The 20118-nt window shown below is 71.6% G+C and carries 20 protein-coding genes; 17 read left to right on the plus strand and 3 right to left on the minus strand.

Going from position 1 to position 20118, the window contains the following annotated elements:
• Positions 1-2 precede the first annotated feature (2 nt).
• Entirely contained in the window at positions 3-863 is an 861-nt protein-coding gene (locus tag KVA01_RS09010; protein ID WP_082810483.1) for an SseB family protein, read from the plus strand.
• Positions 864-992: 129 nt separating this feature from the next.
• Here KVA01_RS09010 and KVA01_RS09015 read toward each other — a convergent pair whose 3' ends face one another.
• Entirely contained in the window at positions 993-1442 is a 450-nt protein-coding gene (locus tag KVA01_RS09015) for a DUF1844 domain-containing protein (RefSeq protein WP_068470822.1), read from the minus strand.
• Between the two features lie 372 nt (positions 1443-1814).
• Here KVA01_RS09015 and infC point away from each other — a divergent pair, with 372 nt between their 5' ends.
• From infC to KVA01_RS09055, 8 genes are all read left to right on the plus strand, one after another.
• A complete protein-coding gene (gene infC, locus KVA01_RS09020; protein WP_231860696.1) occupies positions 1815-2612 on the plus strand; it encodes a translation initiation factor IF-3 in 798 nt (265 codons plus the stop codon).
• A 118-nt stretch (positions 2613-2730) separates the two neighbouring features.
• Complete coding sequence (gene rpmI, locus KVA01_RS09025) at positions 2731-2928, plus strand: 50S ribosomal protein L35 (RefSeq protein ID WP_068470826.1); 198 nt, start codon at positions 2731-2733, stop codon at positions 2926-2928.
• 95 nt (positions 2929-3023) lie between these two features.
• On the plus strand, positions 3024-3407 hold the full coding sequence (gene rplT / locus KVA01_RS09030; RefSeq protein WP_068470828.1) for a 50S ribosomal protein L20: 384 nt from the start codon (positions 3024-3026) through the stop codon (positions 3405-3407).
• Positions 3408-3415: 8 nt separating this feature from the next.
• Positions 3416-4351 carry a TrmH family RNA methyltransferase gene (locus tag KVA01_RS09035; protein WP_068470829.1) on the plus strand — a complete coding sequence of 312 codons (936 nt, stop codon included), beginning with the start codon at positions 3416-3418 and terminating at the stop codon, positions 4349-4351.
• Complete coding sequence (locus KVA01_RS09040) at positions 4348-4797, plus strand: (deoxy)nucleoside triphosphate pyrophosphohydrolase (protein ID WP_068470831.1); 450 nt, start codon at positions 4348-4350, stop codon at positions 4795-4797. The genes KVA01_RS09035 and KVA01_RS09040 overlap by 4 nt, the downstream gene beginning before the upstream one ends.
• A 168-nt stretch (positions 4798-4965) precedes the next feature.
• Positions 4966-6024, plus strand: coding sequence for a phenylalanine--tRNA ligase subunit alpha (gene pheS / locus KVA01_RS09045; protein ID WP_068470834.1), 1059 nt, complete (start codon positions 4966-4968; stop codon positions 6022-6024).
• Positions 6025-6028: 4 nt separating this feature from the next.
• Positions 6029-8581, plus strand: coding sequence for a phenylalanine--tRNA ligase subunit beta (gene pheT / locus KVA01_RS09050; protein WP_141269866.1), 2553 nt, complete (start codon positions 6029-6031; stop codon positions 8579-8581).
• Between the two features lie 33 nt (positions 8582-8614).
• Positions 8615-9232 carry a hypothetical protein gene (locus KVA01_RS09055; RefSeq protein WP_068470839.1) on the plus strand — a complete coding sequence of 206 codons (618 nt, stop codon included), beginning with the start codon at positions 8615-8617 and terminating at the stop codon, positions 9230-9232.
• A 63-nt stretch (positions 9233-9295) separates the two neighbouring features.
• Here the strand turns inward: KVA01_RS09055 and KVA01_RS09060 are convergent, their stop codons facing one another.
• Entirely contained in the window at positions 9296-10273 is a 978-nt protein-coding gene (locus KVA01_RS09060) for a quinone oxidoreductase family protein (protein WP_082810467.1), read from the minus strand.
• A gap of 199 nt (positions 10274-10472) precedes the next feature.
• Between KVA01_RS09060 and argC the strand changes: the two genes are divergently transcribed.
• The 6 genes from argC to KVA01_RS09090 are packed head-to-tail and all read left to right on the plus strand — an operon-like array spanning position 10473 to position 16475.
• The gene (argC, locus tag KVA01_RS09065) at positions 10473-11522 is read left to right on the plus strand and encodes an N-acetyl-gamma-glutamyl-phosphate reductase (protein ID WP_068470841.1); all 1050 of its coding nucleotides are present in this window, start codon (positions 10473-10475) and stop codon (positions 11520-11522) included.
• A 44-nt stretch (positions 11523-11566) separates the two neighbouring features.
• Entirely contained in the window at positions 11567-12772 is a 1206-nt protein-coding gene (argJ, locus tag KVA01_RS09070; protein WP_068470843.1) for a bifunctional glutamate N-acetyltransferase/amino-acid acetyltransferase ArgJ, read from the plus strand.
• Positions 12773-12783: 11 nt separating this feature from the next.
• Positions 12784-13734 carry an acetylglutamate kinase gene (gene argB / locus KVA01_RS09075; RefSeq protein ID WP_068470846.1) on the plus strand — a complete coding sequence of 317 codons (951 nt, stop codon included), beginning with the start codon at positions 12784-12786 and terminating at the stop codon, positions 13732-13734.
• A complete protein-coding gene (locus KVA01_RS09080) occupies positions 13731-14969 on the plus strand; it encodes an acetylornithine transaminase (RefSeq protein ID WP_141269868.1) in 1239 nt (412 codons plus the stop codon). Before argB ends, KVA01_RS09080 begins: the two co-directional genes overlap by 4 nt.
• Before the next feature lie 43 nt (positions 14970-15012).
• Positions 15013-15984, plus strand: a complete 972-nt coding sequence (argF, locus tag KVA01_RS09085; RefSeq protein ID WP_068470850.1) for an ornithine carbamoyltransferase — start codon at positions 15013-15015, stop codon at positions 15982-15984.
• Entirely contained in the window at positions 15981-16475 is a 495-nt protein-coding gene (locus KVA01_RS09090; RefSeq protein WP_082810469.1) for an arginine repressor, read from the plus strand. The genes argF and KVA01_RS09090 overlap by 4 nt, the downstream gene beginning before the upstream one ends.
• Positions 16476-16497: 22 nt before the next feature.
• On the opposite strand, the gene KVA01_RS09095 is transcribed toward KVA01_RS09090, so the two are convergent.
• Positions 16498-16929, minus strand: coding sequence for an ankyrin repeat domain-containing protein (locus tag KVA01_RS09095; protein ID WP_068470854.1), 432 nt, complete (start codon positions 16927-16929; stop codon positions 16498-16500).
• Between the two features lie 193 nt (positions 16930-17122).
• Between KVA01_RS09095 and KVA01_RS09100 the strand changes: the two genes are divergently transcribed.
• The gene (locus tag KVA01_RS09100; protein ID WP_068470856.1) at positions 17123-18637 is read left to right on the plus strand and encodes a long-chain-fatty-acid--CoA ligase; all 1515 of its coding nucleotides are present in this window, start codon (positions 17123-17125) and stop codon (positions 18635-18637) included.
• Positions 18638-18723: 86 nt separating this feature from the next.
• Positions 18724-19929 carry an argininosuccinate synthase gene (locus tag KVA01_RS09105; protein WP_068470860.1) on the plus strand — a complete coding sequence of 402 codons (1206 nt, stop codon included), beginning with the start codon at positions 18724-18726 and terminating at the stop codon, positions 19927-19929.
• Positions 19930-20118 lie beyond the last annotated feature (189 nt).

Below are 20118 nucleotides of genomic sequence, written 5' to 3' on the forward strand. Positions count from 1 at the left end.
GGGTGTCTGAGTCTCGCGGCGCACGCCCCCTCCCGCCGCACATCGCGGCTCAGCTGCGTTCCGCCGGGGGTACCACGGACACCGGCGGTCAGGAGTGGAAAGGGCGGAACCTGGGCGAGGGTACGAGCCACACGCACCAGTTCCCGGACGACCCCGGAACGGCGGACCCCCGCCTGCGGGACGCGCTCACGGCGTGGCGTGAGGGGCGGGCCGGGGAGCAGGAGGTCGTCGCGGCCCTCGACTCCGTGCGCGTGTTCGTGCCGATCGTCGCGAAGGTCTCCCACTCGGTCATCACCGAGGACGGTCTGGTCGCGGACAAGGAGGCGGACATGGCCCTCGTGAGCCTGAAGGCCTCCGACGGGCGCACCGCGCTGCCGGTCTTCACGTCCACCGAGGCGTTGCAGCGCTGGAGCGGGGAAGCGCGTCCGGTGGCCGCGGACATCCGCCGCGCCGCGCTGTCCGCGGTCCAGGACGGCTCGGGGATGCTCGTGCTCGACCCCGGGGAGGATCCCGCGTTCGTGGTGCGGCGCCCGGCCATGTGGGCCGTGGCGCAGGGGCGGGCGTGGACGCCGTCCTACCGGGACTTCGCGGTGGACGATGCCGTGATGCAGGCGGGCCTCGGGATCGACGGCGTCGTGGCCGCCCTCGCGGGGCCGGGACGCGGCGTCGGCGCCACACGGGCGGACGGGACCGTCCTCTCCGGCGGTGGCGAGGGCCCCGAGCTGGAGGTCACGCTGCAGCTACGGACGGGCCTGTCGGAGGACGAGGTCAGCGTGACCGTGGAGGAGTACCAGCGCCGCCTCGCGGAGCAGAGCGTGGTGGCCGACGCCGTGGACTCGGTGGCACTGCGTCTCACCCGCTGAGCGGACAGGCCCCGCCCGTCTCGGGGCGTCGAACCCCAGCTCAGGACCGTCAAACCCGGGTCAGGACAGTCAACCCTGGCGCAGGCCGGGGACCCCTGGCTCAGGACAGCGAACCGTGGTGCGGGTGGCTCAGCCGTAGACGGGACCCGTGAACTTCTCGCCGGGCCCGGCGCCGGGTGCATCCGGGAAGGGCGACGCCTCGCGGAACGCGAGCTGCAGGGACTTCAGGCCGTCGCGCAGCGGTCCGGCGTGCTGCGAGCCGATCTCCGGGGCGGCGGCGGTGACGAAACCGGCCAGCGCGGTGATGAGCTTGCGGGCCTCGTCCAGGTCCTTGAGCTCCTCGGCGTCGTCCCCGGCGGCCAGGCCGCACTTCACGGCCGCGGCGCTCATGAGGTGCACGGCGGCGGTGGTGATCACCTCGACAGCCGGCACCTCCGCGATGTCGCGCATCTGGTGGTTGACCTCGTCGAGGGTCTCGTCGGGGAGGCCCAGGGGGTCGCTGCCCTGCTCGTGCTCGCCGGAGCCGGTCGCGGGGTCGTCGGTGAATTCGAAGCGCTCTGAGCGCGGTGCGTCGGACATGCCCCCACTGTAGAACAGCGGCCGGAACCTGCCACGGGCGGCCACCACGGTCGGGGACGCCCACGGCGAGTGGTCAGGACGGCAGGGTGTGCGCTATCATGAAAGGCAGTGTGCAAGCGGAGGCGACTCCCACCCGTCACCAACGGCCAGTCGAGAACATCGGCGGGCGACAGGTGTTCGGGTCTGTGACCGAACGGGCACCCCACCGGTTCCACCGGTCGGGGAGTTCGACTCATCGGTCCATCGTGTGGTTTCCCACCTCCGCTCGCGCGTACCGCAGCGGAGGTTTTTTCGTTGCGGCCGAGGACCCGACAGCGGGACAACCCACGAACCTAGGAGCTTGGCATTAGCGAGCCACGTATCAATGACAGAATCCGCGTCCCGGAAGTCCGTCTCGTCGGACCTGGCGGCGAGCAGGTCGGCATCGTTCGCGTCCAGGACGCGCTGCGGCTGGCCCGTGAATCGGATCTCGATCTGGTCGAGGTCGCACCGAACGCCAAGCCGCCGGTCGCGAAGCTCATGGACTTCGGCAAGTACAAGTACGAAGCTGCGGTCAAGGCCCGTGAGTCCCGCAAGAACCAGGCGAACACGGTTCTCAAGGAAGTGCGTTTCCGTCTGAAGATCGACACGCACGACTACGATACCAAGGTCGGCCACGCAAAGCGCTTCCTCTCGGCGGGTGACAAGGTCAAGGCCATGATCCAGTTCCGCGGCCGCGAGCAGCAGCGCCCCGAGATGGGTGTCCGACTGCTGCAGCGCCTCGCCGACGACGTCGCGGAGGTCGGTGCGGTGGAGACCACTCCCCGCGTGGACGGCCGCAACATGGTCATGGTCATCGGCCCGCTGAAGAACAAGGCGGAGGCCCGTGCGGAGGCCCGCAAGCAGCAGCAGCGCGAGAAGTCCAAGGCGGAGAACGAGCGCAAGCAGCGCGTGGACACCTCTTCGGCGGAGTCCGTGACCCAGTCCATCGGGGATGCCTTCCCCGAGGAGCTGCGCCGCGCGGCGTCGGCCCCGGCGGAAAAGCCTGCGGCCGAGAAGCCGGCAGCCGAGAAGCCCGCGGCGGCCAAGCCTGCCGCCCGCAAGCCCGCGGCGCCGTCGGCGAAGCCCGGGGCCCCCAAGCCCGGCGCACCCAAGCCGGGCGGCGCGAAGCCCGGGCCGGCGAAGAAGTAGCAACGCCGCTCAAGGATTGACAGCGTCGGGCGTGTGATCGCCCGGCATCAGCATGGCCGCAGCCTCGTGCCGCGGCCCGCCGGTGTCACACCGGTCGAAGGAGAAGGAGACGGCCACCATGCCGAAGATGAAGACCCACAGCGGGGCGAAGAAGCGTTTCAAGCTCACCGGTTCGGGCAAGGTCAAGCGCCAGCAGGCCAACCGCCGCCACTACCTGGAGCACAAGTCCTCCCGCCTGACCCGTCGTCTCGCCGGGGACCAGATCGTCTCCACCCCGGGCGAGGTCAAGGCCATCAAGCGGATGCTGGGCAAGTAAGCCCTCTTTCGTCCCCCTCAGCAGTTCGTCGTGCGCAGCGCGGCGGGTAGACATGTTCCGGTTCTCACCGGGACCGAATCGTTAGGAGTACGCACGTGGCACGTGTGAAGCGGGCGGTAAACGCCCACAAGAAGCGTCGGGAAGTCCTCGAGAAGGCGTCGGGCTACCGCGGGCAGCGTTCGCGCCTGTACCGCAAGGCCAAGGAGCAGATGCTCCACTCGTACACCTACTCGTACAACGACCGTCGGAAGAAGAAGGGTGACTTCCGTCGGCTGTGGATCCAGCGCATCAACGCCGCGTCGCGCGCCAACGGCCTGACCTACAACCGCTTCATCCAGGGCCTGAAGGCCGCTGAGGTCGAGGTGGACCGCCGCATGCTGGCCGAGCTGGCCGTCAGCGACGAGAACGCGTTCGCGGCCCTGGTCCAGGTGGCCAAGGACGCCCTGCCGCAGGACACCTCCGCGCCGCGCGCCGCCTGAGCGACGTCGTGACGTTCGTCGAGGGCCTGGAAGACCGGCTGCTGTCCAACCCCCGAGCGGATCGGGTGAGGGACGTGGCCGCGTTGACCAGGCGCTCGACGCGTTCCAAGCGTGGTCTCTTCCGTGCGGAGGGGCCGCAGAACGTGCGCGAGGCGGTGCGTCTCGCGCTCGGGGACGACGACCCCGCGCGGGGGCTTCCCGAGCTCGACGCCGTCTACGTGACGCTCGAGGAGCTGGGCCGTCACCCGGAGATCGCGGCGGACCTCGAAGCACTCGAATCCCGGGGCGGTGTCTTCCTCCGCGCGGTGACGCCGGAGGTGCTCTGCGCGATGACCGACGCGGTCACGCCGCAGGGCATGCTCGCGGTCTGTCGCCTCCCGGCGGGGACGACGTCGCCCGCACCCGAGGCCGCCGACCTCACCTGTGTGCTCGTGCGGGTCCAGGACCCGGGCAACGCTGGCACCGTGGTGCGCGCGGCGGACGCCGCGGGGGCGCAGCTCGTGGCCTTCACCACCGGCAGCGTGGACCCCTTCAACCCCAAGGCCGTGCGCTCGAGCGCCGGCTCCCTCTTCCACGTCCCCGTGCTGACCGGAGTGGATCTCGACGCGCTCGTGTCCGAGGCTCGTGAGTCCGGCGTGACGGTCCTCGCCGCGGACGGACGCGCGGACACCACCGTGGACGCCCTCGCGGACGAGGCACTGCTGCGTCGCGCGGGTCTCGACGTCCCGCCCGCACCCGTGCGCCTGGAAGCACCGACTGCGTGGCTGTTCGGCAACGAGGCCCAGGGGCTCGACGATCACGAGCGTGGGCTCGCGGACCTTGCGGTGGCCGTGCCCCTGCACGGCCGGGCGGAGTCCCTCAACGTGGGCACCGCCGCCACCGTGTGCCTCTACGCGTCGGCGCGCGCCCAGCGGCGGGACACCCTTCCCATGGGGACGCCGTGAGCCACGGCGCGCGGACCTGCGTCGTCGGTGCCGCACTGCTCGACCACCCCGAGCGCCCCACGCATCTGCTCGCTGCCCAGCGCGCGTACCCGCCCGCGCTGCGGGGGCTGTGGGAGTTTCCCGGCGGCAAGCAGGAGCCCGGTGAGACAGCGCACGACGCCCTCGTGCGCGAGTGCCGCGAGGAGCTGGGCCTGAGCGTCCAGCCCCTGGACGAGGTGACGCCCCCGGACGAGGAGGGCTGGCCGCTCGCCGGCTCGGCCGTGATGCGGGTCTTCACCGCCGTCCTCCAGGGGGACTCGGAGCAGCCGGGCGCGGTCACCGCGGGGGAGGACCACCTGGCCGTGCGCTGGCTTCCCCTCTCCGACCCCGCCCAGGTGCTCGCGCTGCCCTGGATCCCCGCGGACCTCCCCATTGTCGCGGCCCTGCTGGAGCAGCTGCGGCGGTGACGTGCACCGGTGGTGCCGCCGCCGCGCACGCCCTCGGAGGCGGCGTCGGCCCCATCCACTAGACTGACCGTGCCCGTCCGCCGAGTGCGGCGGGTCCTCACCCGCCCGTGGACGCCCAGCGCCCGGGTCCGGGACACCCCGTCCGCGAGAGCAGGAACGCGAGAAACCATGTCCGAGACCACACCGTCCGCCGCGGTGGACCCCACCGACGAGACCGCGGTCACCGAGGCCGTCGAGGCGGCCCTGCGCGACGTCGACGCCGCCGCAGACCTGGCCGAGCTGAAGACCGTCCGGCTGCGCCACACGGGGGAGAAGTCACCCCTGGCGCTCGCCAACCGCACCATCGGCGGGCTGGACAAGGCCCAGAAGGCGGTGGCCGGCAAGCTCGTCGGCCAGGCGCGGGGCCGCGTCAACAAGGCGATCGCCGCGCGGACCGCCCGCCTCGAGGAGGAGCGCGACGCCCGGATCCTCGTGGAGGAGGCCGTGGACGTCACCGCCGCCACGCGGCGTCGTCGGCTCGGGGGCCGCCACCCGCTGAACAACCTGATGGAGCACATCGGGGACATCTTCGTGGGCATGGGCTGGGAGATCGCGGAGGGACCGGAGCTCGAGCACGAGTGGTTCAACTTCGACTCGCTGAACTTCAAGCCGGATCACCCCGCGCGCCAGCTGCAGGATACGTTCTTCGTGGACCCGCCGTCCTCGCACCTGGTGCTGCGCACGCACACCTCGCCCGTGCAGATGCGCTCGCTGCTCGAGCGCGAGCTGCCGGTGTACGTGGTGTGCCCCGGCAAGACGTACCGCACGGACGAGCTCGACGCCACCCACACCCCGGTCTTCCACCAGGTCGAGGGCATCGCGGTGGACGAGGGGCTGTCCATGGCGGACCTCAAGGGCACACTCACGCACTTCGCGCGCACCATGTTCGGCCCCGAGGCCGCGATCCGGCTGCGCCCCAATTACTTCCCGTTCACCGAGCCGTCCGCGGAGCTGGACGTCTGGCACCCCACCGCCAAGGGCGGGCCGCGCTGGATCGAGTGGGGCGGCTGCGGGATGATGCACCCCAACGTGCTGCGTGCCGCGGGGATCGACCCCGAGCGCTACTCCGGCTTCGCGTTCGGCATGGGCATCGAGCGGACCCTGATGTTCCGCAACAACGTCCCGGACATGCACGACATGGTCGAGGGCGACGTCCGCTTCAGCGAGCACTTCGGGATGGAGATCTAGAGCAATGCGTATTCCTTTGTCATGGCTGCGCGAGTACGCGCCCGTCCCCGAGGACGCGACCGCCGAGGACGTCCTGGCCACCCTCGTGAAGGTGGGCCTCGAGGAGGAGGACGTCCACCGCCCCTCCGACTCCCTCTCCGGTCCGATCGTGGTGGGCCAGGTGCTCTCCATGGAGCCGGAGACCCACTCCAACGGCAAGACCGTGAACTGGTGCTCCGTGCGCGTGGTGCCGGAGGGCCATGAGCAGACGCTAACGGGCAAGGGCATCGACCCCTCGGGCGTCCAGGGAATCATTTGCGGTGCCCACAACTTCTCGGTGGGTGACAAGGTGGTCGTCGCCCTTCCGGGTGCGGTGCTGCCGGGTGACTTCCGGATCTCCGCGCGCAAGACCTACGGCCACATCTCGGCAGGCATGATCGCCTCCGTGCGCGAGCTCGGCATTGGCGACGACCACGACGGCATCCTGGTGCTGTCTCGGATCGGGCTGGACCCCGAGATCGGCTCCGACGCCCTGGAGCTGCTGGGTCTGTACGACTCGGCGGCGGAGGTCAACGTGACCCCGGACCGCGGGTACGCGTTCTCGATCCGCGGGATCGCCCGCGAGTACTGCCACGCGGTGCGCGCCCCCTTCACGGACCCCGTGGCCGAGATCGCCCCGAGCGTGCCGAGGCCCACCGAGGACGGCTTCCCGGTGGTCGTCGCGGACGACGCCCCCATCCACGGCCGCGCGGGCTGCAACCGTTTCGCGGTGCGCGTGGTCGAGGGTGTGGACCCGTCGCGTCCCACGCCGCCGTGGCTCTCGTCCCGGCTGCGCCTCGCGGGCATCCGCTCCGTGAGCCTGCCCGTGGACATCTCCAACTACGTGATGCTCGAGTACGGCCAGCCCATCCACACCTATGACGCGGACACCCTGCAGGGCGGGATCACCGTGCGCCGGGCGCGCGCGGGCGAGCAGCTCACCACGCTGGACGACAAGACCCGCACCCTCGACCCCGAGGACCTCGTGATCACGGACGAGTCCGGTCCCGTGGGCCTCGCCGGTGTCATGGGCGGCGCGAGCACCGAGGTGGGGGAGTCCACCACGCGCGTGCTCGTGGAGGCCGCGCGCTTCGACGAGGTCTCGGTGGCCCGCACGGCACGCCGCCACAAACTGCCCTCGGAGGCGTCCAAGCGCTACGAGCGCGGTGTGGATCCGCAGCTCGCGCCGGTCGCGGCACAGCGCGTCGTCGACCTCCTCGTGGAACTGGCCGGCGGCACGGACACCGGTCGCGTCACGGACGTGGACCACACGGACCGTCCCGCGCCCATCGAGCTGCCGGCCGAGTACCCCGCCGCGCGCGTGGGGGTGGACTACTCGCCGGAGGTCGTCGAGCGCAGCCTCGTGGCGATCGGCGCGCAGGTCACGGAGACCGCGGACGGCTGGACCGTGGTGCCGCCGCCGTGGCGCCCGGACCTGGTCGAGAAGGAGGACCTCGTGGAGGAGGTCGCGCGCCTGGACGGCTACGACCGGATCCCGGACCGCCTGCCCGTGGCGCCTCCCGGGCGCGGCTTCACGCGCTCGCAGGCCGCCCGACGCCGCGTGGCCAACTCGCTCGCGGCCGCCGGGCTGACCGAGGTGCTGAGCTACCCGTTCGTGTCCCAGGCGGACAACGACCTGTGGGGCAGCACCACCGGTGAGCACGTGGCGTCGATCAAGCTCGCGAACCCCATCAGCGAGGCGCAGCCGATGCTGCGCGTCAGCGTGCTGCCGGGGCTGCTCGAGGTCCTCAGACGCAACCACTCGCGCGGCTTCCGGGACCTCGCGCTGTACGAGATCGGCCACGTCTTCCTCGCGGAGGGCTACACCCCGGACACGCAGCCGGTGCCGCCGCTGGGCGTGCGCCCGGCCGACGCCGAGCTGGAGCGTCTGGACGCCTCCGTCCCGTCCCAGCCCCGCAAGCTGGCCGCCGTCCTCACCGGTCACGACGCCCCCGCCGGGCCCTGGCTCACACCCCGGAGCCTGGACTGGCAGGACGCGCTCGACGTCGCGGAGCTCGCGGCGCGCAGCGTGGGCGTGGAGCTCACGGTCGAGCAGGGCTCGCACCACGCGTTCCACCCGGGTCGCACGGCGCAGCTGAGCACCGCGGACGGCGTCGTCATCGGCGTCGCGGGCGAGCTGCACCCCAAGCTCGTCGCGGCACAGGGCCTGCCCGAGCGCACGTGCGCCGTGGAGCTGGACCTCTCGGTGCTGCTGGACCACGAGGCGTCGGCCGTCACGGCCCAGGCGATCTCGGGCTACCCGGCGGCCACGCAGGACGTCGCCCTCGTGGTGGACGCCCAGGTGCCCGCCGCGCGGCTGCTCGAGACCGTGCGGCGCGGTGCGGGTGAGCTGCTCGAGACGGCGGAGGTCTTCGACGTCTACGACGGCACCGGCATCCCGGAGGGGAAGAAGTCCGTGGCCATCGCGCTGCGCTTCCGCGCCCCGGACCGCACGCTCACGGCGGACGAAGCCTCCGAGGCCCGGGAGAACGCCGTCGAGGCTGCCCGCCGGGAGCACGACGCCGAGATCCGCAGCTGACCCCCCTTCCCCCCAGCCACATCAAGGAGCACCGTGTCCCCCGACGCGCAGGAACTCATCGACTTCGACGAGCAGGACGAGCACGACGAGCGGGGGACCGGTGCCTCCCGTGGGTGGCTGATCGTCCTCATGGTGCTCGTGGGGGCGGTGCTCACCCTGGTGCTGGGCGTCTGGTCCGCGCTGTCCTTCGAGAAGGCCTCGCGGCTGGACGACTGGGCGGGGCAGTCCATGGTGGTCTCCGGGACGTACCAGACCCTGACCAACGACCTCGTGACCAAGGACTACAACGGGATCTACGCGGGCGTCATGCCCAAGAACGACCTCGTGACGAAGTACCCGTTCGACAACCAGCTCAACGATCCCGCGAAGAAGGCGGAGGGTGACCAGATCACCTTCCGGGGCACCCAGACCGGGATGCAGGACTCCGACTTCCCGCACGACGTGGACGCCCTCCTCGCCCCGCAGGACGGTCACCTCACGGTGGTCGAGACCGGCGCGCCGGGAAGCTTCGGGAAGGACGGCGTGACGGACTCGATGGTCACGGGGCAGCGGCTGCGCGCCGGTGCGCTCGCCGTGGCCGCGCTCGCGTGCGTGGGCCTCACGGTGTGGGGCGTCCGACGCGTGCACCGCGGGGTGCGGCCGGGCGTGTAGCCGTCGCGGTGGAGGTGCACGGAACGAGGCCCGCGGGTGGTGGCACCCGCGGGCCTCGTCGCGTCACGGCAGCAGCAGGAGCTTGCCCTGCGTGGCGCGGGAGGCGAGGTCGCGGTGGGCCGCGGCGGCGTCGGCGAGCGGGTAGGTGCCGCCCACCCGGACCTCGAGCTGCCCGGCGACCACGGCGTCCATGAGCTCGCCCCAGCGCCAGGTGCGCTCCTCGCGGTCGCGCGTGTAGTACGCCAGGGACGGGCGGGTCACGAAGAGCGCGCCGGAGCTGTTGAGCCGCTGCAGGTCCAGCGGGGGCACCTGGCCGGAGGAGCCGCCGAAGAGCACGGTGGTGCCGCGCACGCGGGTGGCCGCGAGGGACTCGTCGAAGGTCGTGCGCCCCACGGAGTCGTAGACCACGTCCGCTCCGGCGCCGTCCGTGAGGTCCCTGACCTGCTCGGCGAAGCCCTCATAGCCCAGCACGTGGTCGGCGCCGAGCCGCCGCGCCGTCTCCGCCTTCTCGGGCGTGGAGGTCAGGGCGATCACGGTAGCGCCGATCCGCTTCAGGAGCTGGATGGCCAGCCCGCCCACGCCGCCGGACGCCGCGGTGATGACCGCCGTCTGACCCGGCTGCACCGCCACGGTGGAGCGCACCAGGTAGTGCGCGGTGAGCCCCTGCAGGGGCAGCGCGCCCACGGTCTGCGGGTCGAGCCCGTCCGGGACGGGCAGGGCCTTGTCCGCCTCCACCAGGAAGTGCTGCGCGTAGGTGCGCGTGGCCTCGGCGGTGGCCACGCGCTGGCCCGTGCGCAGCCCGGTGACCTCGGAGCCCACGGCGACGATCTCGCCGCTGCCCTCGGTACCCGGGGTGAACGGGAAGTCCACGGGGTACACGCCGGAGCGCTGGTAGGTCTCGATGAAGTTCACGCCCGTCGCCTCGCTGCGCACGAGCACCTCGTGCGGCCCCGGCGTCGGCACGGGCAGCTCGCTCAGCCGCAGCACCTCCGGCCCACCGGGCTCCTGCGCGACGATCGCCTGCATGGTCTTCTCGGTCATTCTGGTTCCTCCTCGCAGCGGGTGCCGAGGCCCTCACGGGGCGACGGCCTCACCGCCAGTCTCCCGCCCGCGGCACCGCGGGGACAAGGCCGGACGGGGTCATGGGTCCGGGGCCGACTCAACCGCCAGCGTAAGCCCGCTCGTCCGGTCAGTGAATAAATATCGAGTGGTCTGTATAGAAATACGCTATGGTGGACCCATGACCTACACCGCTGCCGTCTCCGGGGCCACGGGCTACGCCGGGGGAGAGGTGCTCCGCCTGCTGTGCGGGCACCCGGACGTCCAGATCACCACCGTGGCCGCGCACTCCTCCGCCGGGCAGAAGCTCGGCGCCCTCCAGCCGCACCTGCACGCGCTCGCAGACCGGGACGTCGTGGAGACCACCGCGGAGAACCTCGCGGGGCACGACGTCGTGTTCCTGGCACTGCCGCACGGCCAGTCCGCGGCGGTGGCCGCGCAGCTGCCGCCGGAGACCCTTGTGATCGACGCCGGAGCGGACCACCGGCTCGAGTCGTCGCGGGCGTGGGACGCCTTCTACGGCGGCGAGCACGCCGGGGCCTGGCCCTACGGTCTGCCGGAGCTCGTCGTGGACCCGGACGGCCGCAAGCAGCGCGAGAAGCTGCGCGGTGCCACGCGGATCGCCGTGCCGGGCTGCTACCCCACGGGCTCGTTGCTCGCGCTCGCCCCCGCGGTGGCGGCGGGCCTCGTGTCCTCGCGGGACATCGTGGTCGTCTCCGCGTCCGGGACCTCCGGCGCGGGGAAGTCGTTGAAACTGCACCTGCTCGGGGCCGAGACGATGGGCGGGATGTCCCCGTACGGCGTCGGCGGCGGGCACCGGCACACCCCCGAGATCGAGCAGGGCCTCGGCTGGGCCGGCGGCGCGGACGCGCAGATCTCCTTCACGCCCACGCTCGCGCCCATGTCCCGCGGCATCCTGACCACGGCCACCGCGCTGCTGGGCCCGGACGTCGACGGAGCGCGCGTGCGCGCGGCGTACGAGGCGGCCTACGGCGACGAACCGTTCGTGCACGTCCTGCCCGAGGGGCAGTGGCCCACCACCAAGTCGGTGCAGGCGTCGAACCACGTGGCCCTGCAGCTCGCGGTGGACCCGCACGCCGGGCGCCTCGTGGTCAGCGTGGGGATCGACAACCTGACCAAGGGCACCGCCGGTGCGGCCGTCCAGTCGCTGAACCTGGCGCTCGGACTGCCCGAGACCACCGGCCTCACGGCCCAGGGCGTCGCCCCGTGAGCGCGTCCTCCGTCCCCGACCTCCCGTCCGACCCAGGAGCCAGCATGTCCTCGCAGCACCCCGTCCCCGACGTCCCCGTGACCACCGACGCCGGCGTGTGCGCCGCCGCGGGCTTCACCGCCGCGGGTGTTGAAGCCGGTTTCAAGGCCTCCGGGGGTCCCGACCTCGCGCTCGTGGTCAACACCGGTCCCGACGACGCCGCAGCGGCCGAGTTCACGAGCAACCGCGTGGCCGCCGCGCCCGTCCACTGGTCGCGCGAAGTGGTCCGGCAGGGCCGTGCCCGCGCGGTGGTGCTGAACTCCGGTGGCGCCAACGCCTGCACGGGCCCGCAGGGCTTCCAGAACACCCACGAGACCGCGGAGCTCGTCGCCGAGCAGCTCGGAGTGGGGGCCGGCGAGGTCCTGGTGTGCTCCACGGGTCTGATCGGCGAGCAGCTGCCCATGGACGTGATGCGCGCGGGCATCCCGGCCGTGGTCGCGGGACTCGCTCCGGGCCGGGCGGCGGGGGCGGCCGCGGCGCAGGCCATCATGACCACCGACACCGTCTCCAAGCAGGCCTGCGCGAGCGGCGCGGGCTGGAGCGTGGGCGGCATGGCCAAGGGCGCCGGCATGTTGGCGCCGGGCCTGGCCACGATGCTCGTGGTGCTCACCACGGACGCGGTGCTGCCCGCGGAGCAGCTCTCGCTCGCGCTGAAGGAGGCGTGCCGGGTGACGTTCAACCGCACGGACTCGGACGGCTGCATGTCCACCAACGACACCGTAGGGCTGATGTCCTCGGGCGCGTCCGCCGTGAGCCCGGACCAGGTCGAGTTCACGCGTGCCCTGACGGCGGTCTGCCACAGCCTCGCGCAGCAGCTGATCACGGACGCGGAGGGGGCCTCCCACGACATCGCCGTGACCACCACCGGCGCGGCCACCGAGACCGAGGCGGAGGACGTCTCCCGTACGGTGTGCCGCTCGAACCTGCTCAAGGCCGCGGTTTTCGGCAACGACCCCAACTGGGGCCGTGTGCTCTCCGCCGTGGGCACCACGCGGGCGGAGTTCGACCCGGACCGCATCGACGTCACGATCAACGGCGTGACCGTGTGCCGCAACGGCGCGATCGGCGACCCGCGCGAGGGCGTGGACATGGCGGCGTCGCGCGCGGTGGACATCGTGATCGACCTCAAGACGGGGGACCAGCAGGCCACCGTGTGGACCAACGACCTCACCCCCGACTACGTCGAGGAGAACAGCGCCTACTCGAGCTAGCGCGCCACACCATGTCACGTCTCAGCGATAACACCAGGTACGAAACGGCCCAGGCCAAGGCGGCGACCCTCATGGAGGCGCTGCCGTGGATCCAGCGCTACGCGGGGTCCACGATGGTCTTCAAGTACGGCGGCAACGCCATGGTCAACGAGGAGCTGCGCCGCGCGTTCGCGGAGGACATCGTCTTCCTGCGCCACGTGGGGATCCGCCCGGTCGTGGTGCACGGCGGCGGTCCGCAGATCAGCGCGATGCTCGACTCCCTGAACATCCACTCGGAGTTCCGGGACGGGCTGCGTGTCACCTCGGAGGAGGCCATGTCGGTGATCCGCATGGTCCTCACGGGGCAGGTGGGCCGCGAGCTCGTGGGTCTCGTGAACGCGCACGGTCCCTACGCCGTGGGCATGTCGGGCGAGGACGCCGGGCTGCTGCAGGCGCGCCGCGTGCGCGCCGGCTCGGACGGCGCCCCGCTGGACCTCGGCCTCGTGGGCACGGTCACGAGGGTCAACACCGCCGCGGTCGAGCAGCTGCTGGACATCGGCAAGATCCCGGTGATCGCCTCGATCGCCCCGGAGCTCGCGGACTCGGACGACGCCGCCGCCGGCCTGGGATCGCTCACCGGCCAGGTCCTCAACGTGAACGCGGACACGGCTGCCGCGGAGGTCGCGGTGGCGCTGGGCGCGGAGAAGTTCGTGGCCCTCACGGACGTCGAGGGCCTCTACGCGGACTGGCCGGACCGGTCCTCGCTGATCTCCTCGCTCAGCGCGTCCGAGCTGCGGGAGATGCTGCCCACGCTGGAGTCGGGCATGATCCCCAAGATGCGGGCTGCGCTGCGGGCTGTCGAGGGCGGTGTGCCGCGCGCGAGCATCGTGGACGGGCGCTCCGAGCACTCGTCCCTGCTGGAGATCTTCACGGACACGGGCATCGGCACCGAGGTCACACCGGACGGAACGGAGAACGCATGAGTGCGCAGCAGGACGACCTCCTGGAGCAGTACAGGGACACCCTCCTGGGCGTGTTCGGGGATCCCTCCCTCGTGCTCGTCTCGGGCGAGGGCGTGCACGTCACGGACGCGAACGGGAAGCGGTACCTGGACCTGCTGGCCGGGATCGCGGTCAACGCGCTGGGGCACGCGCACCCCGCGTGGGTGAAGGCCGTCTCCGAGCAGGCGGGCACGCTGGCCCACATCTCCAACCTCTTCACGTCCCCGGGTGGCATCGCGCTCGGCCGCAGGCTGCTCGAGCTCACGGCCGCCCCGCAGGGTTCGCACGTCTTCTTCGCGAACTCGGGCTCGGAGGCGAACGAGGCAGCGTTCAAGCTCGCCCGCCGCCACGGCACAGAGCACCCGGATTCCCGGGGCCGTCCGCGTGAGCGGGTGATCGCGCTGGAGCACTCCTTCCACGGCCGCACGATGGGCGCCCTGGCCCTGACCGCCAAGGAGGCGTACCGTGCTCCGTTCGAGCCGCTGCCCTCGGGGGTGAGCCACGTCCCGGCCACGGTGGAGGCCCTCGAGGCCGCCCTCGACGACACCGTGGCCGCCGTCTTCGTGGAGCCCGTCCAGGGCGAGGCCGGTGTGCTCGGACTTCCCGAGGGCTTCCTGGCGCGTGCCCGCGAGCTCACCCGTGAGCACGGTGCGCTGCTCGTCGTGGACGAGGTGCAGTCCGGGATCGGGCGCACCGGGGCATGGCTCGCCTCGACCGCGCAGCTCCCGGAGGGGGAGTTCCCGGACGCCGTGACCCTCGCGAAGGGCCTCGGCGGCGGCTTCCCCGTGGGCGCCCTGCTCACCGTGGGCCCCGAGGTCTCCGGACTGCTCGGCGCGGGCCAGCACGGCACCACGTTCGGCGGCAACCCGCTCGCGATGGCCGCCGCGCTCGCCACACTCGGCGTGATTGAGGACGAGGACCTGCTGGCCAGCGCACGGCGCGTGGGCGAGCACCTCGCGGAGGGGCTGCGCGGCGTCGACGGCGTGCTGCGCGTCCGCCAGTACGGACTGCTGCTCGGCGTGGACCTCGAGCAGGCCGCGCCCGACGACGCCGTGGCCCAGCGCGTCGTCGCTGCGGGCCGGGATGCCGGGTTCCTCCTCAACGCGACCGGCCCGGGCACCCTGCGGCTCGCACCGCCGCTGATCATCACCGAGCGGGAGGCGGACACGTTCGTGGCCGCCCTGCCGCTGCTGCTGGACACCGCCCGTCGCGGCTGAGTCCCCGCACCACCCCGTTACAGCTCCCCACGAAGGATCCCCGATGCTGCGCCACTTCCTGATCGACACCGACCTCACCCCCGAGGAGCAGACCGAGGTGCTCGACCTCGCGCTGTCCCTGAAGGCGGACCGGTTCTCCCGCCGCCCGCTCGCCGGACCGCAGACCGTGGCGGTGGTCTTCGACAAGACCTCCACGCGCACCCGTGTGTCGTTCGCCGCGGGTGTGAGCGACCTCGGGGGCAGCCCTCTGATCATCAACCCGGGGGAGTCGCAGCTCGGTCACAAGGAGAGCATCGCGGACAGCGCCCGGGTCTTCTCCCGGATGCTCGCCGCGGTGGTCTGGCGCACCTACGCCCAGTCCGGGCTCGAGGAGATGGCCGAGCACAGCACCGTCCCGGTGGTCAACGCGCTCTCGGACGACTACCACCCGTGCCAGATCCTGGCGGACCTGATGACCCTGCGCGAGCACGTCGGAGACTTGCCGGGCCGCACGCTCGCCTACGTGGGGGACGCCGCGAACAACATGGCGAACTCCTACCTGCTGGGCGGCGCCACCGCCGGGATGCACGTGCGCGTGGCGGGCCCGGAAGAGTACCTGCCGCGCGAGGACGTCGTCGCCGCCGCGCAGCAGCGCGCCGAGCAGACCGGCGGCTCCGTGCTCGTGACCACGGACCCGGCCGAGGCCCTGCGGGGCGCGGACGCCGTCGTCACGGACACCTGGGTCTCCATGGGGCAGGAGAACGAGAAGGCCGAGCGGACCCGGATCTTCCGGCCGTACTCGGTGGACGAGGAGGCCATGGCGCTCGCGGGGGAGCAGGCCGTGTTCCTGCACTGCCTGCCCGCCTATCGCGGCTACGAGGTGGCCGCCGAGGTCATCGACGGCCCCGCCTCGCTCGTGTGGGACGAGGCGGAGAACCGGCTGCACGCGCAGAAGGCGCTGCTCACGTTCCTGCTGGACTCCTCGGGACTCTCCGCGGACCTCCCGGCCGCGCTGCGGAGGGAGGGGTCCCGGTGAGCATGCCCACCACCAAGACCGCGCGCCAGGCCAGGATCCTGGAACTCGTGACCGGCGGGGACATCCACTCCCAGGCGGAGCTCGCGGAGCTGCTCGCCGCGGACGGCATCCAGGTCACGCAGGCCACGCTGTCCCGCGACCTCGTGGAGCTGGAGGCCGTGCGGGTCCGCTCGGCGCACGGTGGCATGGTCTACGCGATGCCGCGTGCCGGGGCCGACCGCTCGCCCGCCACGGGGATCACCCGCGAGAGCGCGGAGACCAAGCTGGCCTCGCTGTGCCGGGAGCTGCTCGTCACCGCGGAGGGCAGCGCCAACCTCGTGATGCTGCGGACCCCGCCGGGCGCCGCCCAGTACTTCGCGTCCGCGATCGACCACGCGGTGGTGCCCGAGATCCTCGGCACGATCGCCGGGGACGACACCATCATGGTCGTCGCGCGGGACCCGCGGGGCGGCGCGGCCCTCTCGCGCCTCTTCCTCGACCTCGCCCGCTGAGGTCGACGCCGCGGCGTCGCCCTCAGCTCTCGCGCGTGCCGTACTGCGTGAGCAGCGGCAGCAGGTGCTGCTGCCCGAAGACCTCGGCCACGTCCTGGGCGTGCTGGTGGCCCGTGGCCTGACCGGCGCCGGCCTCCAGGAGCATGCGGGTGATGGCCTCGTTGCCGCGGAACACGGCGCAGACCAGGGCGGTGAAGCCCATGTCGCTCACGCGCTCGGTGTCCGCGCCCTTCTTCAGCAGCATGGCCACCGTGTCCTCGCGCTCCAGGTACGCGGCGAGGTTCAGCAGGGTGTCGCCCTTGCCGTTGGTGAGGTTCACCGGCACGCCGGCGTCGAGCGCGGCACGCAGGGTCTCGGTGTCGCCGTTGCGGGCTGCGTCGAAGAGCGAGTTCGCGTAGGCGAGCTCCGCCTCGCTCAGCTGGGGGGTCTGGGGTGCGGGGTCCGGCTGGGTCACGGGAACTCCTTCGGGGTGCGGGATACGGGTGCGGGTCCGGCGGGCCGGACGGCCGTGGGGATCGCCGGGACGATCGGGGGTTCTCTCCCCAGTCTGGCACGGAGTGCACCGGTGCGGCCTCGGGGTTTGACTCGGGTACCCGATACTGGCAGTCTCACGTGTTAAACATCACACGTATTTTCCGGGAGGAACGATGACCAATCTGGCCACACTGCTCACCACGTCGGCCGCGAAGTACCCCTCCGACCCCGTGGTGATCCTCGACGACCTGCCCATGAGCTACGGGCAGCTCGACGAGCTCTCGGCCCGCGGTGCGGCCCTGCTCACGGCCAACGGCATCCGCCCGGGAGACCGCGTGGCGCTCGTGCTGCCGAACGTCCCGCACATGGCCGTGCTGTACTACGCGGTGCTGCGCGCGGGCGGCGTGGTGGTCCCGCTGAACCCCCTGCTCACCCCGCGCGAGCTCACCTACCACTTTCAGGACGCCGGCGTCTCGTTCGTCCTCGCGTGGGAGGACATGGCCGCGGCCAGCCAGAAGGCCGTCGAGGAACTCGACGGCGTCTCGGTCCTGCCGATCAGCGCGACCGGCACCGTGGGCCACCTGCAGTCGGTGGAGCCCGCGGCGGAGGTCGTGGAGCGCGCGGACGACGACACCGCGGTGCTGCTCTACACCTCAGGCACGACCGGGCGTCCCAAGGGTGCCGAGCTGACCCACCACAACCTGCTCTCCAACGCGGAGGTGGCAGGCGAGCTCTTCGACCTCAAACACGGTGACGTCATGTTCGGCGGGCTGCCGTTCTTCCACGTCTTCGGCCAGACCGTGGCGCTCAACGGTGTGGTGGGTCGTGGCGCGGCGGTCTCGCTGCTGCCCCGCTTCCACCCGGTCAAGGCGCTGGAGATCCTGCGGCGGGACCGCGTGAACATCTTCGTGGGTGTGCCCACCATGTACGTCGCGCTGCTGCACACGCTCGGCCAGGGCGGGGGCACCACCGAGGGGATCGACCTGCGGGCCGCCGTCTCGGGCGGCTCGGCCATGCCCGTGGAGGTCATGGCCAAGTTCGAGAAGGTCTTCGACACCACGGTCTACGAGGGCTACGGCCTCTCCGAGACCTCCCCGATCGTGTGCTTCAACCAGCCCGGCAACGTGCGCAAGCCCGGCTCCATCGGCACGGTGGTGGACGGCGCCGAGATCCAGATAGTGGACGGCGACGACCATGAGGTCCCCACCGGCGAGGTCGGGGAGATCGTGGTGCGCGGGCAGTATGTCATGAAGCGCTACTGGAACAAGCCGGAGGCCACGGAGGAGGCCATGCGCAACGGCTGGTTCCACACCGGTGACATGGGCCGCAAGGACGAGGACGGCGCGATCTTCATCGTGGACCGCAAGAAGGACATGATCCTGCGCGGCGGCTACAACGTGTACCCGCGCGAGATCGAGGAGGTCATCTACCAGTTCCCGGGCGTGGTCGAGGCCGCGGTGCTGGGTGTGCCGAGCGAGACCCACGGGGAGGAGGTCGGCGCCGTCGTCGTCTTCGAGTCCGCGGTCCTCGACTCCAAGGGGAAAGAGGCGCTCACGCAGGAGCTCGACGGCTTCGTCCAGGAGCGCGTGGCCAAGTACAAGTACCCCCGCGTCTACCGCGTCACGGACGAGCTGCCCAAGGGCCCCACGGGCAAGATCCTCAAGCGGGAACTGACCCTCGATGCATAAATACTGATTGGTGTGTATAGTCATGCACAGAGCGCGGGTCGCACCGCGCAGTCAGAGTCGTCGTTGAGCAGTGTGAGGAGAACTCCGTGAGTGATCGCGTTGTATTGGCCTACTCGGGTGGACTGGACACGTCCGTGGCCATCGGGTGGATCGGCGAGGCCACCGGCGCCGAGGTGATCGCCGTGGCCGTGGACGTCGGACAGGGCGGCGAGGATCTCGAGACGATCCGTCAGCGCGCACTGGACTGCGGCGCCGTCGAGGCCTACGTCGCGGACGCGCGTGACGAGTTCGCGAGCGAGTACTGCATGCCCGCGCTGCAGGCCAACGGCCTCTACATGGACTCCTACCCGCTGGTCTCCGCGGTCTCCCGTCCAGTGATCGTCAAGCACCTGGTGCAGGCCGCGAAGCAGTTCGGAGCCACCACCGTGGCCCACGGCTGCACGGGCAAGGGCAACGACCAGGTCCGCTTCGAGGTGGGTATCCAGACCCTGGGCCCGGACCTCAAGTGCATCGCGCCGGTGCGGGACCTCGCGCTGACCCGCGAGAAGGCCATCTCCTACGCGGAGAAGAACGACCTCCCCATCGTGACCACCAAGAAGAACCCGTTCTCGATCGACCAGAACGTGTGGGGCCGCGCCGTGGAGACGGGCTTCCTGGAGAACATCTGGAACGGTCCCACCAAGGACGTCTACGACTACACGGACGACCCCACCTTCCCGCCCGCCGCGGACGAGGTCGTCATCACGTTCGAGCGGGGCATCCCCGTGGCGATCGACGGCAAGCCGGTGTCCCCGCTGCAGGCCATCCAGGAGATGAACCGGCGTGCGGGTGCGCAGGGCGTCGGACGCATCGACATCGTCGAGGACCGGCTCGTGGGCATCAAGTCCCGTGAGATCTACGAGGCCCCGGGTGCCATGGCGCTGATCACCGCGCACAAGGAGCTCGAGAACGTCACGATCGAGCGCGAGCAGGCCCGCTTCAAGCGCACCGTGGGCCAGCGCTGGACCGAGCTGGTCTACGACGGCCAGTGGTTCTCCCCGCTGAAGAAGTCTCTGGACGTCTTCATCGAGGACACCCAGAAGTACGTCAACGGCGACATCCGCATGGAGCTGCACGCGGGCCGCGCGACCGTCACGGGCCGCCGCTCGGACACGGGTCTCTACGACTTCAACCTCGCCACCTACGACGAGGGCGACTCGTTCGACCAGTCCAACGCCCGTGGGTTCATCGAGCTGTTCGGCATGTCCTCCAAGGTCGCATCCCGGCGCGAGCAGAACCTGGGCGACGCCTGAGCGCAGGCTCGAGCGCGCACCGCGCGTGAGCGCCGCGCCCGCGAGGCGCCGTGACGAACGGCCGGGCTCCTAGACTGGGGCCCGGCCGTTCGTCACGTCCGGCACGTCGCCACGGCACGTCTAGCACGTTCGACGACGCCGCCCGGGCGGCCCCGTCCGAGCGCGCGCGAGCGCCGCCCGCACCAGCAC

The organism is Kocuria varians, assembly GCF_006539885.1.
GTDB classification, from domain to species: domain Bacteria; phylum Actinomycetota; class Actinomycetes; order Actinomycetales; family Micrococcaceae; genus Kocuria; species Kocuria varians.

Bases quoted from the DNA above. Each gene is read 5' to 3' on its own strand.
- KVA01_RS09015 (WP_068470822.1), bottom strand. From the start codon at position 1,442: ATGTCCGACGCACCGCGCTCAGAGCGCTTCGAATTCACCGACGACCCC.
- rpmI (WP_068470826.1), top strand. From the start codon at position 2,731: ATGCCGAAGATGAAGACCCACAGCGGGGCGAAGAAGCGTTTCAAGCTC.
- pheS (WP_068470834.1), top strand. From the start codon at position 4,966: ATGTCCGAGACCACACCGTCCGCCGCGGTGGACCCCACCGACGAGACC.
- pheT (WP_141269866.1), top strand. From the start codon at position 6,029: ATGCGTATTCCTTTGTCATGGCTGCGCGAGTACGCGCCCGTCCCCGAG.
- KVA01_RS09060 (WP_082810467.1), bottom strand. From the start codon at position 10,273: ATGACCGAGAAGACCATGCAGGCGATCGTCGCGCAGGAGCCCGGTGGG.
- argC (WP_068470841.1), top strand. From the start codon at position 10,473: ATGACCTACACCGCTGCCGTCTCCGGGGCCACGGGCTACGCCGGGGGA.
- argJ (WP_068470843.1), top strand. From the start codon at position 11,567: ATGTCCTCGCAGCACCCCGTCCCCGACGTCCCCGTGACCACCGACGCC.
- argB (WP_068470846.1), top strand. From the start codon at position 12,784: ATGTCACGTCTCAGCGATAACACCAGGTACGAAACGGCCCAGGCCAAG.
- KVA01_RS09080 (WP_141269868.1), top strand. From the start codon at position 13,731: ATGAGTGCGCAGCAGGACGACCTCCTGGAGCAGTACAGGGACACCCTC.
- argF (WP_068470850.1), top strand. From the start codon at position 15,013: ATGCTGCGCCACTTCCTGATCGACACCGACCTCACCCCCGAGGAGCAG.
- KVA01_RS09100 (WP_068470856.1), top strand. From the start codon at position 17,123: ATGACCAATCTGGCCACACTGCTCACCACGTCGGCCGCGAAGTACCCC.